Annotated in this window: 14 protein-coding genes; 12 read left to right on the top strand and 2 right to left on the bottom strand. The window is 74.3% G+C overall.

The window, feature by feature from the left end; genetic code table 11:
- Positions 1-12: 12 nt before the first annotated feature.
- A complete protein-coding gene (locus LN251_RS32125) occupies positions 13-915 on the bottom strand; it encodes a universal stress protein (RefSeq protein WP_458247665.1) in 903 nt (300 codons plus the stop codon).
- A 165-nt stretch (positions 916-1,080) separates the two neighbouring features.
- On the opposite strand from LN251_RS32125, the gene LN251_RS32130 reads away from it, so the two are divergent.
- From LN251_RS32130 to hypE, 12 genes are all read left to right on the top strand, one after another.
- Positions 1,081-1,725, top strand: a complete 645-nt coding sequence (locus tag LN251_RS32130; RefSeq protein ID WP_458247666.1) for a universal stress protein — start codon at positions 1,081-1,083, stop codon at positions 1,723-1,725.
- Between the two features lie 305 nt (positions 1,726-2,030).
- A complete protein-coding gene (locus tag LN251_RS32135) occupies positions 2,031-2,519 on the top strand; it encodes a hydrogenase maturation protease (protein ID WP_458247667.1) in 489 nt (162 codons plus the stop codon).
- The gene (gene hypF, locus LN251_RS32140) at positions 2,516-4,801 is read left to right on the top strand and encodes a carbamoyltransferase HypF (protein ID WP_458247668.1); all 2,286 of its coding nucleotides are present in this window, start codon (positions 2,516-2,518) and stop codon (positions 4,799-4,801) included. Before LN251_RS32135 ends, hypF begins: the two co-directional genes overlap by 4 nt.
- Positions 4,802-4,807: 6 nt before the next feature.
- Positions 4,808-5,065: a HypC/HybG/HupF family hydrogenase formation chaperone gene (locus tag LN251_RS32145; protein WP_458247669.1), complete on the top strand. Its 258-nt coding sequence runs from the start codon at positions 4,808-4,810 to the stop codon at positions 5,063-5,065.
- 229 nt (positions 5,066-5,294) lie between these two features.
- Positions 5,295-6,431, top strand: a complete 1,137-nt coding sequence (locus LN251_RS32150) for a 4Fe-4S dicluster domain-containing protein (protein ID WP_458247670.1) — start codon at positions 5,295-5,297, stop codon at positions 6,429-6,431.
- Positions 6,431-6,895 (top strand): Crp/Fnr family transcriptional regulator, encoded by a 465-nt coding sequence (locus LN251_RS32155; RefSeq protein ID WP_058927194.1) that lies wholly within the window; start codon positions 6,431-6,433, stop codon positions 6,893-6,895. The genes LN251_RS32150 and LN251_RS32155 overlap by 1 nt, the downstream gene beginning before the upstream one ends.
- Positions 6,892-7,698: an FAD/NAD(P)-binding protein gene (locus LN251_RS32160; RefSeq protein ID WP_458247671.1), complete on the top strand. Its 807-nt coding sequence runs from the start codon at positions 6,892-6,894 to the stop codon at positions 7,696-7,698. The genes LN251_RS32155 and LN251_RS32160 overlap by 4 nt, the downstream gene beginning before the upstream one ends.
- Position 7,699: 1 nt before the next feature.
- Complete coding sequence (locus LN251_RS32165) at positions 7,700-8,452, top strand: NADH-quinone oxidoreductase subunit B family protein (RefSeq protein ID WP_458247672.1); 753 nt, start codon at positions 7,700-7,702, stop codon at positions 8,450-8,452.
- Positions 8,449-9,810: a Ni/Fe hydrogenase subunit alpha gene (locus LN251_RS32170; RefSeq protein ID WP_458247673.1), complete on the top strand. Its 1,362-nt coding sequence runs from the start codon at positions 8,449-8,451 to the stop codon at positions 9,808-9,810. Before LN251_RS32165 ends, LN251_RS32170 begins: the two co-directional genes overlap by 4 nt.
- Positions 9,803-10,429 carry a CBS domain-containing protein gene (locus LN251_RS32175; protein WP_458247674.1) on the top strand — a complete coding sequence of 209 codons (627 nt, stop codon included), beginning with the start codon at positions 9,803-9,805 and terminating at the stop codon, positions 10,427-10,429. The genes LN251_RS32170 and LN251_RS32175 overlap by 8 nt, the downstream gene beginning before the upstream one ends.
- Positions 10,426-11,532, top strand: a complete 1,107-nt coding sequence (hypD, locus tag LN251_RS32180; RefSeq protein ID WP_458247675.1) for a hydrogenase formation protein HypD — start codon at positions 10,426-10,428, stop codon at positions 11,530-11,532. The genes LN251_RS32175 and hypD overlap by 4 nt, the downstream gene beginning before the upstream one ends.
- A complete protein-coding gene (hypE, locus tag LN251_RS32185) occupies positions 11,529-12,563 on the top strand; it encodes a hydrogenase expression/formation protein HypE (RefSeq protein WP_458247676.1) in 1,035 nt (344 codons plus the stop codon). Before hypD ends, hypE begins: the two co-directional genes overlap by 4 nt.
- A gap of 191 nt (positions 12,564-12,754) precedes the next feature.
- Here hypE and LN251_RS32190 read toward each other — a convergent pair whose 3' ends face one another.
- Complete coding sequence (locus tag LN251_RS32190; RefSeq protein ID WP_458247677.1) at positions 12,755-13,348, bottom strand: Rv1733c family protein; 594 nt, start codon at positions 13,346-13,348, stop codon at positions 12,755-12,757.
- Position 13,349: the final 1 nt, after the last annotated feature.

Below are 13,349 nucleotides of genomic sequence, written 5' to 3' on the forward strand. Positions count from 1 at the left end.
TGAAGAGGCCTCTCAGGCGTGAGGGACGACGGCCACGGGGCAGCCGACGTGGTGGATGGCGGCGTGCGCGACGGGACCGGTGCGCGGGACCGTCGGGTGTTCGGTGGTGCGGCGGCCGACGACCAGCAGGCTCGCGCCGGAGGCGGCGCGGACCAGCACGGACTGCGGGCGGCCCTCGGTCACGGTCTCGACGACCTCGACGTCGGGATACTTGTCGCGCCACACGTGGAGCACGGCGCCGAGGAAGCCGAGCCACTCCCCGGGCCGCTCGGACTCGGCGACCAGTCCGAGATCGCCCGGGCCGAGGCCGATCGCGGAGGGCTGCTGCCAGGCGTGGACGGCCTTCAGGCGCGCACCGCGCGTCCGGGCCGCCTCGAAGGCGAACTCGATCACGTCGTCGCAGGGGTCGTTCAGGTCGATGCCGAGGACGACGTCGCGGTACCCGGTCTCCTCGGACGCCCGGCCCTCGGGCCCCGGAAGGTGCTCGTCGGCGGCTTCCTCGTCCGCCCGGACCAGGACGACGGGCCCTGCGGCCCGCGCCACCACACCGAGGGCGACGGAACCGACCAGGAAGCCGGTGAAGCCGCTGAGACCGCGCGAGCCCAGCACCAGCAGGTCGGCTCCTTCGGCGGCCTTCAGCAGGGCGGCCGTCGCGGGTCCCTCGACCTGCTCGTCCTCGACCTTGACGCCCGGGCAGACACGGCGGACACGGTGCTCGGCGTCCCGCAGGACGCGGCGGGCCAGGAACCGCTGGGCGGCCGTGGCCGGCTCGCCCTCGTCCTGGCGCGGACCCCAGTTCCATGCGTGCACGAGCCGCAGCGGCCGGTCTCGGCGGGCCGCCTCCCGGGCGGCCCACTCCGCGGCGGCGAGACTCTCGGCGGAGCCGTCGACTCCGGCGATGACAGGCGGAAGCATGTGCGCACCTCCAGCGCTCGGACTGCTCCTCGGTCCCAGCGTGGTCCCCTGCCCGGGGCGGCGATATGGGCCGCCGGGTCTTCGGGCGGGGACCGTTCGGCCCTCTGTCGCGGGCGGCGTCCGGAGGGCACGGTGGGGGTCCGGCGGACGGAAAGGGGACACGGCATGGGGCGTGTGGTCGTCGCGCGTGACGACGGTTCCGCGGCGGGACGGGCCGCGGTGGCATGGGCCGAACGGGAGGCGCGGCTGCGCGGGCTGGCACTGTCCTCGGACGACCTCGCCGAGCCCCACCGGGTGGGCCGGGACGTCGAGTTGCTGGTACGGCCCTCTCCCGCGGCGGACACGGACGGCGCGGTGACCGCGGTGCCGGGCCGGCCCGTCGTCTTCGTGCCCGGCGCCCCGGACAGGCTGCCCGGCCGGGTGGCGGTCGGCGTCGACGGACGGGACCCGGCACAGGCGGCGATCGGCTTCGCCTTCGAGTCGGCGCGGCTGCGCGGTGCGGGGCTGCACGCGGTGCACGCCTGGACGCTGCCCGCCGAGGCCGCCGGGACGCCGTTCGCCGTACCCGAGGAGGACCGTGCGAGGTGGGAGGACCAGGAGGTGCAGCTGCTGTCCGACGCCCTGCGGCCGTGGCGGGCGAGACACCCGGACGTCGAGGTGTGGCCGGACGTCCTGTGCTTCCCCCCGGCCCACGCCCTCACCCACGGCTCCACGACCGCCGGCCTCCTGGTCCTCGGTCACCGCACGGGCCACACGGCGTCGGCACTCCTGGGCAGGGTCCACTGCGCGGTGGCGGTGGTGGCCGACTGACGCACGGGGCACCACACATACCCGGCACCTGGCGACAGGCCGCCCGGGCCGTACGGCGCCCGCGGTCGCCGTGGCAGGTGACGTCCGAGGCTGCGTGCCGGCCCGGCACCCGGTCACCGTCGCGCCCTGTGAGCACGGCGACATGTCACCCGGCCGTAAGGCGCCCTCAGCCCTCCTGCCCCGGTGGCTTCGGGGAAGGGGAAGGCCGCGCGGGCGGTCGGTGTGCTGGGTGGGGAGGGTCGGCCCGGTGTACGGGTCCGTTCGGCCCATGCCGGGGTGGGGCGCGGCGAACCACCGTGAGGGGCATGAGGACTCGCACGGGTATCGCCGTGATCGGCGTCGGCAACGAGTTCCGGCGCGACGACGGCGTGGGCTGGGCCGTGGTCGCACGTCTGAAGGAGCGGGCGGCGGACCATCCGCTGCCCGCCGGCACGGTGTTCGCGACCTGCGACGGCGACCCCGGGCGGCTGATCGGCCTGTGGGAGGGCGCCCGGCTCGCCGTGGTCGTGGACGCGGCGCACGCCCACCCCGGCACCCCCGGCCGCGTGCACCGCCTCGAACTCGACGCCGGGCACATCGCACCGTCGTCCGCGACCAGTTCGCACGGGCTGGGGCTGGGCGAGGCCGTCGAGCTGGCCCGCGTCCTCGGCCTGCTGCCGGAACATCTCGTGGTCTACGCCGTCGAGGGCGCCGACAGCGACTTCGGCACCGGCCTGTCCGCCGCGGTCGCCGCTGCCGTGGAGCCGCTCGTGACGGCGGTCGAGGACGAGATCACGGCCGGGAGCGGGACATGACCGTACGGCGCTTCCAGGTGGAGGGCATCGTCCAGGGCGTCGGCTTCCGGCCGTTCGTGTACCGCACCGCGTCCGCGCTGGGCCTGGACGGCTGGGTGGCCAATGTCGACGGGCACGTGGAGGGCGAGGTCGCGGGCCCGTGCCGGGACGTCGAGGAGTTCGCGGACCGCCTGCGCACGAACGCCCCGGCCCTGGCGCGGGTGCGCCGGATCCGGCTGAGCGACGACGCCCGGGCGCATCTGCCCGCCGGCTTCCGGGTCCGGCACAGTCCGCCCGGCGCCCCGGACGCCGCGCCCCGCGAGATCCCCCCGGACGCGGCGATCTGCGACGCCTGTCTGCGCGAGCTGCGCGACCCGGCCGACCGCCGGCACCGCTACCCCTTCATCAACTGCACGGACTGCGGCCCGCGGGCCTCGATCATCGAGGACCTGCCCTACGACCGGGTCCGCACCACCATGCGGCACTTCCCGCTGTGCGCGGACTGCGCCGCCGAGTACGCCGACCCGGCCGACCGCCGCTTCCACGCCGAACCCGTCGCCTGCCCGGCCTGCGGGCCGCGGTTGGCCTGGGACGAGCTGCGCGGCGAGGAGGCGCTGCGGTCAGCCGTAAAGACGGTCGCCGACGGCGGGATCGTCGCGCTGAAGGGCCTGGGCGGCTACCAACTGGTGTGCGACGCGGGCGAGTCCGCGGCCGTCGCGGAACTGCGGCGGCGCAAGCGCCGGCCCGCGAAGCCCTTCGCCGTGATGGTCCCCGACCTGCCCACCGCGGACCGGCTGGCCCGCGTCGGCGCCACCGAGCGGGCCGCGCTGGCCTCGCCGGAACGCCCCGTGGTGCTGCTGGCCCGGCGCAGGTGGCACGGCGCTCCCCCGCTGGCGGCCGAGGTGCACCCGGGTCTGACGCGCGTCGGCCTGTTCCTGCCCACGACCGGGCTGCACCACCTCCTGCTGGACGAACTCGCCCGCCCGCTCGTGGTCACCAGCGGCAACCTGAGCGACGAGCCCCTCTGCATCGACGACGCCGAGGCACGGCACGCGCTCGCCGGTGTCGCCGACGGCTTCCTCACCCACGACCGGTCCATCCGCTCCCGCTACGACGACTCCGTCGTGCAGTTCGCCGGACGGACCCGGATCACCGTCCGCCGCGCCCGCGGCCTCGCCCCCGCTCCCCTGCCGCTGCGCGCCGAGCGGCCGGTCGCCGGGGTGGGCGCCCAGCTCAAGCACACGTTCACGCTGGCCGCCGACGGCCGCGCCCACCTCGGGCCGCACACCGGCGACCTGGCGGACGTCACGACCCACGACGCGTTCGTGGCGTCGTACGAACACCTCAAGCGGCTGACCGGCATCGAGCCCACCGTCCTCGCCCACGACCTGCATCCCGGCTATCTGTCGACCCGCTGGGCGAAGGAGCAGCCGGTGCGGCGCATCGCGGTGCAGCACCATCACGCGCACGTCGCCGCGTGCGCGGCCGAGCACGGGGTGCGCGGCCCGTTCATCGGGGTCGCCTACGACGGCCTGGGGCTCGGCGACGACGGAACCCTGTGGGGCGGCGAGATCCTCGTCGCGGGCCTCGGCGGCTACCGCCGCGTCGGCAGGTTCGCGACCGCGCCCCTGCCGGGCGGCGACTCGGCGGTGCGCCACCCCTCCCGTACGGCCCTGGGCCTGCTGCTCGGCGGGGAGACACTCGGCTCCCCGCGGCCGTACCCCTGGCTCACCCGGACCTTCACCGACCGGCTCGACCCGGCCGAGGTGGTCGCGGTACGGGCGATGGTGGCCCGGGACGTCAACTGCCCGCGCGCCTCCAGCGCCGGACGGCTCTTCGACGCGGTCGCCTCCCTGCTGGGACTGTGCGACCGGACAGGGTACGAGGGCGAGGCGGCCGTCCTGCTGGAGACGGCGGCCGGCGATCTGCACGCGGTGCCGCTGGCGCACCGGATCGTGCGGGCGCAGGGCCTGTGGGTGTACGACCCCACGCCGACCGTCGCGGACCTGCTGCGGCGGCGGCTGGACGGGGAACCGGTGGAGACCCTGGCAGCGGCCTTCCATCTGACGCTCGGGATCGTCACCGCGGAGCTGGTCGCCCAGGTGGTGGCCGACGGCGCGCCGCACACGGTGTGTCTGGGAGGCGGTTGCTTCGTCAACCGCCGGCTGCTGACCGAGGTGAAGCGGCGCCTGCACGCGCAGGGGCTGCGGGTGCTGGTCGGCGGCGAGGTGCCGGTCGGGGACGGCGGGATCAGTTACGGACAGGCGGCGGTCGCGGCGGCGCGGCTGGGCGCGAAGGGATGAGGACGGATGTGCCTGGGGATTCCGGGGCGGGTCGTGGAGGTGCACGACGACGCCGGACTGCGGATGGCGACGGTGGACTTCGGGGGCGTACGCCGTGAGGTCTGTCTGAGCTGCACGCCGGACGCGGATGTGGGGACGTACGTCATCGTGCACGTCGGTTTCGCGATCACCGAGGTCGACGAGGCGGAGGCGCGGCGGACGCTGGACGTGCTGCGGGCGATGGCGGGAGCGGTCGAGGGCGAACTGGGCGAGCCCCTGCCCTAGGGCCTGTCGTTTGGATCGGCTCGGCGTCGCGGGGTCTGGTCGGCCATGACGCACCGTCTCCCGCAGCCGACCTGATCCAAACGACAGGCCCTGGGGGTTCGGGTCGTCCCGGGGCGAGGACCCGGTCGGCTCGTGCGGGAGGGCCGGTCGGCCCCTGCCACGGGCCTGCCTCCCCGACCCAATCTGAAAGTGGATCCGTACGACCCGCCTTTCGACGAGGAGGACCGTCATGACCGCCACCGCAGCGCCGGCCGTGCTCGACCGCAAGGGCCTGGACGCCTTGGTCGCGGCACTGGTGGCACAAGGGCGGACCGTCGTCGGACCGACCGTCCGCGACGGAGCGGTGGTGCTGGCGGAGATGACCTCCGCGGACGCCCTGCCCTTCGGCTGGGGAGTCGAGCTGGAGGCCGGGCGCTACCGGCTCGTGCGCCGGGAGGACGGCGCCGCCTTCGCGCACAGCGCGGGGCCGCAGTCCTGGAAGAACTTCCTGCACCCGCCGCGGGAGCGGCTGTGGAGCGCCGACCGGAAGCCGGACGGCGAGGTCGTCTTCGGCGCGGAGGAGCCGGCCGACCCGTCGTACGCCTTCCTCGGCGTGCGGCCCTGTGATCTGCGGGCCATCGCGATCCAGGACAGGGTGCTGACCGGGGGGCGGTTCGAGGACTCCGGCTACGGCAGGCGGCGCTCCGGGGCGCTTCTGATCGCCGCCGAGTGCACCGAGCCCGGCGCCACCTGCTTCTGCGTCTCCACGGGGGGCGGACCCGCCGCCGACCCCGGATACGACCTGGCGCTGACCGAGGTCGTGGACGAGCACGGGCACCGGTTCCTGGTGCGGGTGGGCAGCGAGGAGGGCGCCCGGCTGCTGGAGCAGGTGCCGCATCGCGCGGCCGACCCGGTCACCGAGGACACCGCCCGGGCCTCGGTGGAAGGTGCCCGGGCCCGTATGGGGCGCTCGCTGCCGCCGGTCGACCTGCGGACGCTGTTGGGCTCGAGCCTGGACGCCGACCGCTGGAACGACGTCGCCGAGCGCTGTCTGACCTGCGGCAACTGCACCATGGTGTGCCCGACCTGCTTCTGCACCACCACGGAGGAGGTCACCGACCTGACCGGTGACCACACCGAGCGCTGGCAGCGCTGGGACTCCTGCTTCGACCTGGACTTCTCCTATCTGCACGGCGGGCCGGTGCGCCGTTCGGCCCGCAGCCGCTACCGGCAGTGGCTCACTCACAAACTGTCCACCTGGCACGACCAGTTCGACACCTCGGGGTGCGTGGGCTGCGGGCGCTGCATCGCCTGGTGCCCGGTCGGCATCGACATCACCGAGGAAGTGGCCGCGCTCAAGGCCGAACTCGAAACGGAGACCGACTGATGCCCCCCTCGATCGCCCTGCGCATGAACCACGCTCTGCCCGCCGAGCACCGCGAGCGGCTGCTGCGCATCGGCCGTGAGGCCGAGTTCCCGCAGGGCGCCCGTCTGTTCGAGGAAGGCGGGCACGCCGACCGCTTCTGGATCGTCCGCAGCGGGACGGTCGCTCTCGACATGCACGTGCCGGGCCGCCGGCCGCCGGTCATCGAGACCATCGGAACCGGTGACCTCGTCGGCTGGTCCTGGCTGTACGAGCCGTTCGTGTGGCAGCTCGGCGCGGGAGCCGTGACGGCACTGCGGGCCTACGAGTTCGACGCGGTCGCCGTCCGTCTGATGTGCCTGAACGACGCCGAGTTCGGGCGCGCGGTCGAGCACTGGGTGGGCCGGGTGCTGGCGCACCGGCTCAACGCGGCGCGCGCCCGGCTCGTCGACCTCTACGGCATCTACGAGACGAAGGAAGAGCGATGACCGCCGTACCGGTCCCCCATCGTGTGATCTCCCGGCGCCCGGAGACCGCGGACACGGTCACGCTGCGGTTCGAGCCGGTCGGCCGCCCGCTCGCGGACTTCCTGCCGGGACAGTTCGCGATGGTCCATGCCTTCGGCCGCGGCGAGATCCCGGTGTCGGTGAGTTCGGTGCAGGCCACGGGCGGCCTCGCGCACACCGTGCGGTCGGTCGGCGCGGTCTCCGACGGGCTGTGCGCGGCCAGGGTCGGCGACGTCGTCGGCATCCGCGGGCCGTACGGCACCAGCTGGGAGCTTGAGCGGGCGCGCGGGCGGGACGTGATGATCGTGGCGGGCGGCATCGGCTTCGCGCCGCTGCGCCCGCTGATCCTGGGCGCGCTGGCCGAGCCGGAGGCGTACCGGCGCATCAACGTCCTGATCGGCGCGCGCACCCCGAGCGACCTGATCGCCCGCGCCGAGGTGGCGAGCTGGGCCACCGCGTACACCGGGGTGACGGTGGACCAGCCCGAGCCGGACTGGCGCGGGGACGTCGGCGTGGTCACCCAGCTGCTGGGGCGGGCCCACTTCGAGCCGGAGGAGACGACGGCGTTCGTGTGCGGGCCCGAGCCGATGATCCGGGCCACCGCACGCGAACTGATCCAGCACGGCGTGCCCCACGACCGGGTGCAGGTCTCGCTCGAACGCAACATGCGCTGCGCGACCGGGCACTGCGGGCACTGCCAGCTGGGACCCGTGCTGGTGTGCCAGGCGGGCCCCGTCGTGGACTGGGCGCACGCCGAACCCCTGCTCGCGGTAAGGGAGTTGTGAGATGGCGCCGAAACTCGCGGTGTTCAAGCTGGCCTCCTGCGACGGCTGCCAGCTCACGCTGCTGGACTGCGAGGACGAACTTCTCGCGCTCGCCGGCGAGGTGGAGATCGCGCACTTCCTGGAGGCCACCAGCGCGGTGCAGCCCGGCCCCTACGACCTGTCCCTGGTCGAGGGCTCGGTGACCACGCCCTCCGACGCCGAGCGCATCCGTCAGATCCGGGCCGCCTCCCGGCACCTGGTGACGATCGGGGCGTGCGCGACCGCCGGCGGCATCCAGGCCCTGCGCAACTTCGCCGACGTCGACGAGTACCGGCGCACCGTCTACGCGCACCCCGAGTACATCGAGACGCTCGCCACCTCCACCCCGGTCTCGACCCATGTGGACGTCGACTTCGAGCTGCGCGGCTGTCCCATCGACCGGCGCCAGCTCATCGAGGTGCTCACCGCGTTCCTGGCCGGCCGCAAGCCGGACATCCCCGACCACAGCGTGTGCTTCGAGTGCAAGCGACGCGGCACGGTCTGCGTGACCGTCGCGCACGGCACGCCCTGTCTGGGTCCCGTCACGCACGCCGGCTGCGGGGCCCTGTGTCCGGCCTACCACCGCGGCTGCTTCGGCTGCTTCGGGCCGTCCGGCTCGGTGAACCTGCCCGCGCTGATCCCCGTACTGCGCCGCGACGGCTTGGACGACGACGCCGTGGAGCGCTTCCTGCACACCTTCAACGCCCCTGCTTTCGACAAGGAGTTGGGCAAGTGACGCACCGCGGATCCCGTGTCCTGCACGTCGGCTCGCTGTCCCGGGTCGAGGGCGAGGGCGCGTTGCGCCTGCACGTCCACGACCACACGGTCACCGAGGCGCGGCTGGAGATCTACGAGCCGCCACGCTTCTTCGAGGCGTTCCTGCGCGGCCGGTCCTACACCGAGCCGCCCGACATCACCGCCCGGGTGTGCGGCATCTGCCCGGTGGCCTACCAGATGAGCGCCTGCGCGGCGATCGAGGACGCCTGCGGGGTCGAGGTGGACCCGGTGATCCGGGATCTGCGGCGGCTGCTGTACTGCGGCGAGTGGATCGAGAGCCAGGCCCTGCACATCTATCTGCTGCACGCCCCGGACTTCCTGGGCCGTCCCAGCGCGATCGAGCTCGCCCGGACGCACCGGGCCGAGGTGGAGCGGGGACTGCGGCTGAAGAAGGCCGGCAACGACATCATGGAGCTGGTCGGCGGCCGTGCCGTGCACCCGATCAACGTGCGGCTGGGCGGCTTCCACCGCGCCCCGACCCACGCCGAACTGCGGCCGCTGCGCGAGCAGTTGAAGCAGGCGCTGGACGACGCGTGGGAGACCGTGCACTGGGTGGCGGGCTTCGACTTCCCCGAGGGGCACACGGATGCGGACCTGCTGGCGCTGGCCGCGGCCGACACGTACGCGATCGAGGGCGGCACACCGACCGTGCTGCGCGCCGACGGCAGCCGCGGCTCCTTCCCGGTGCGGGAGTTCCTCGAGCATGTCACCGAGACCCATGTGGCCCACTCCACCGCGCTGCACTCGCGGCTGGACGGGCGGCTGCACCTGACCGGCTCGCTGGCCCGGTTCGCGGTCAGCGGCTCCCTGCTGTCGCCGGTGGCGCGGCAGGCCGCCGTGGCGGCGGGGCTCGGTGACCCGCGCGAGGGCGCCGTGTGCCGCAACCCGTTCCGGTCCATCCTGGTGCGGGCGGTGGAGGTGGTGTACGCCGTCGGCGAGGCGCTGCGCATCATCGACGGTTACGAGCCGCCCGCGTCCCCCTACGTGGAGGTGCCGCCGGTCGCGGGCGTCGGGCACGGTGCCACGGAGGCCCCGCGCGGGGTGCTCTACCACCGCTACGAGATCGACGCCGACGGCCTCGTCGCCGACGCGACGATGGTGCCGCCCACCGCTCAGAACCAGGGCGCGATCGAGGACGACCTGCGCCGGCTGGCCCAGGCCGCCATCGGTGAAGGCGACGTGGGCGACGAGGAGTTGACGGACCTGTGCGAGCGGGCGATCCGCAACCACGACCCGTGCATCTCGTGCTCCACCCACTTCCTCGACCTGACCGTCGTCCGTACCTCGGGCCCGACCGCGGGAGGCCACCGTGCCTGAATCTCCGTACACCGTGAGCGATGTGATGACGCAGACCGTCATAGCCGTCGGGCGCGACGCCTCCTTCAAGGAGGTCGTCGGCCTCATCGACCAGTGGAAGGTGAGCGCCCTGCCCGTCCTCGTCGGCGAGGGCCGGGTCGTCGGCGTGGTCTCCGAGGCGGATCTGCTGCCCAAGGAGGAGTTCCGCGACGGCGGCGAGGAGAACGCGGAGCGCACCGAGCGGGAGAAGGCTGCCGCGCTGACCGCGGGCGAGCTGATGAGCACCCCCGCGGTGACCGTGCACGCCGACGCCTCCGTCGCCGAGGCGGCCCGCATCATGGCCCGCCGGCACGTCAAGCGGCTGCCGGTGGTGGATTCGGTGGGCATCCTGCAAGGGGTGGTGAGCCGCAGCGATCTGCTCAAGGTCTTCCTGCGGGACGACGAGGAGATCGCCGACGAGGTCCGCCACAGCGTGCTGGGCCACCTGCCGATCACCACTCCCCTGACGGTGAGCGTGGCCGACGGCGTGGTCACCCTGGGCGGCGTGCTGCCCGACCGCACCCTGGTGCCGATCGTGGCGCGGGCGGTGCGGGCCGTGGAGGGCGTCGTGGACATCCGGCTCGACCTCACGCACCGATGAAGTATCTCGACGAGTACCGCGACCCCGCGCTCGCCCGGCGGCTGCTGGAGGAGCTGCGGGGCACGGCCACCCGGCCCTGGCGGATCATGGAGGTGTGCGGCGGGCAGACCCACACCCTCGTACGCCAGGGCATCGACGAGCTGCTGCCCGCCGGGATGCGGATGATCCACGGCCCGGGCTGCCCGGTGTGCGTGACTCCGCTGGAGACCCTCGACCGGGCCATGGCGATCGCCGCCCGCCCCGGCGTGATCTTCACCAGCTTCGGGGACATGCTGCGCGTGCCCGGCAGCGAGACCGACCTGCTGTCGCTGCGGGCGCGCGGCGCGGACGTCCGGGTGGTGTACGCCCCGATGGACGCCGTGCGCCTGGCCGCGGCGAACCCCGACCGGGAGGTCGTCTTCCTCGCGGTCGGCTTCGAGACGACGGCGCCCGCCAACGCCACGGCCGTCCTGCACGCCGCCCGGCTGGGGCTGACGAACTTCTCCCTGCTGGTCAGCCACGTCCTGGTGCCGCCGGCGATGACCGCGCTGCTGGAGGACCCCGACTGCGAGGTGCAGGCGTTCCTGGCGGCCGGACACGTATGCGCGGTGATGGGCTGGCGCGAGTACGAGCCGATCGCCGCCCGCTACCGGGTGCCGATCGTGGTGACCGGCTTCGAGCCGCTGGACCTGCTGGAGGGCGTCCTGATGGCCGTCCGGCAGCTGGAGGCGGGCCGCTTCGAGGTGGAGAACCAGTACGTACGGGCCGTGCGCCGCTCGGGCAACACCGACGCCCAGGAGGCCGTCCGGAAGGTCTTCCAGGTCGCCGACCGGTCCTGGCGGGGCATCGGCGCGCTGCCCGACAGCGGACTCGAACTCGCCGACGTCTACGCCGGGTTCGACGCCGCCCGCAGGTTCGACGTGGGCGGGCTGCGTCCCGTGGAGGACCCCGAGTGCATCGCGGGCGCCATCCTGACCGGTGCCCGGCTGCCCACCGACTGCCCCGCGTACGGCACCCGCTGCACGCCCCGTCATCCCCTCGGCGCGCCCATGGTGTCGTCCGAGGGCACGTGTGCCGCCTTCCACGCGGCCGGACGCACCGCCTCGGCGAGGAGCACACCATGAATATCGACTGCCCCACCCCCCGGCACGAGGAGGAGGTCGTGCTGCTGGGCCACGGCGCCGGCGGCCGGCTCACCGAGGAACTCCTGGAGTCCGTGGTGCTGCCCGCGGTCGGCGAGGCCGAGGGGCCGCTGGAGGACGCGGCGCTGCTGCCGGGCCGGCCGGACCTGGTGATGAGCACCGACAGTTTCGTCGTCAGCCCGCTGTTCTTCCCCGGCGGGGACATCGGGTCCCTCGCCGTCCACGGCACGGTCAACGACCTGGCGATGCGGGGCGCCCGGCCGCTCGCGCTGTCCGTCTCGCTGATCATCGAGGAGGGCCTGCCGCTGTCCGAACTGCGCTCGGTGATGGCCTCGTTGGGCAAGGCGGCGCAGGACGCCGGCGTGCCCGTGATCACCGGGGACACCAAGGTCGTGGGCTGTGGCGCCGCCGACCGGCTGTTCATCAACACCACCGGCGTCGGGCAGCGGTACGCGCCGTTGTGCCCATCTGCGGCGAACGCCCGGCCCGGCGACGTGATCCTGCTGTCCGGGCCGATCGGGCTGCACGGCACGACCGTGCTCAGCACCCGGGAGGGCCTGGGCTTCGAGGGGGACATCGCCTCCGACAGCCGTCCGCTGCACCGCCTGGTGCACGCCCTGGCGCCTCTCGGTGCCGCCGTCCACGTGCTGCGCGACCCGACGCGAGGCGGGCTGGCCGCCTCGCTCAACGAGATCGCCCGGGACTCGTCGGTCGCCGTCGAGATCGAGGAGAGCGCGGTGCCCGTGCCGGAGGCGGTCGCCTCCGCGTGCGACCTGCTCGGCCTGGACCCGCTGGTCGTCGCGAACGAGGGCTGCATGGTGGCGTTCGTCGCCCCGGAGGCGGCCGAGGAGGCGCTGACGGCGATGCGGGCGGTGCCGGAGGGCGCCCAGGCGGTGCGGATCGGCGAGGTGCTGCACGAGGGTCCGCAGGGTCGCGCGACCCTGCGGACCCTGGTGGGCGCCCGCCGCATCGTGGAGATGCCCCTCGGCGAGCAACTGCCGCGCATCTGCTGAGCCCCGGGGCTTGCAGCTCGGCCGGCGGCGCCGCGAATCGCCTGCTGAGGCGCCGCCCCTCCGCGGCACACGAAAGCGCCGCCGTGAAGATGCGGCGATCGGACCTCCGCGCCGGACGTCGCAGCCCGTCGTCGACGAGGTCGGGAGCGCGGCTCGGGCCGGTCCGCTTCGGACCGCCCGCCGCGACGGCGTCAGCGGGTCTTCCCGCCCCACTGCCGGTCCGCGCGGGCCCACTCGGCGTCCCACCGGAGCAGTCGGCGCCGGTCGAGCAGGGCGCACACGCCCGAGCCGGCGAGCAGCATCCCTCCGGCGACGGTCACACCGGCCAGCGCGCCCAGCACGACGGCCTGGAACCGCGCCTGGCCGACGCCCGCGGGCTCGGGCACGAGCCGGTCCTGAGCGTCCAGCCAGATCCGGGTGGTCGTGCCGGCCTTGCTCGCGACCGCGACGCGGGTGACGCCCGTGCGCCGCGTCCCGTCCGCCGCGATCCAGCGCACGGTGGCCCACGCGTGGGCGTCGCCGATGCCGTCGACGGAGGCGGTGCCGCTTTCGGCGTCCTTGGTCAGCACGGCCTGCACGGTGTGCCGTTCGGCCCGCAGGGCGGCGCCGTCGCGTTCGACGGCGCCGGCGGTGCCCAGGCCCGCGGCGACGGACGCCAGCAGGGCCAGCGCCCAGACGGCCAGCAGCAGCCATCCCTCGATCAGGTAGCTGGGGCGGCGGAGCGGATTGTTCCGCAGTCGCCACCATCGCGTCCGGGCCGGTCCCACGTGCCGTACCGCCGCCATC

Source organism: Streptomyces sp. MAI_2237, assembly GCF_054189285.1.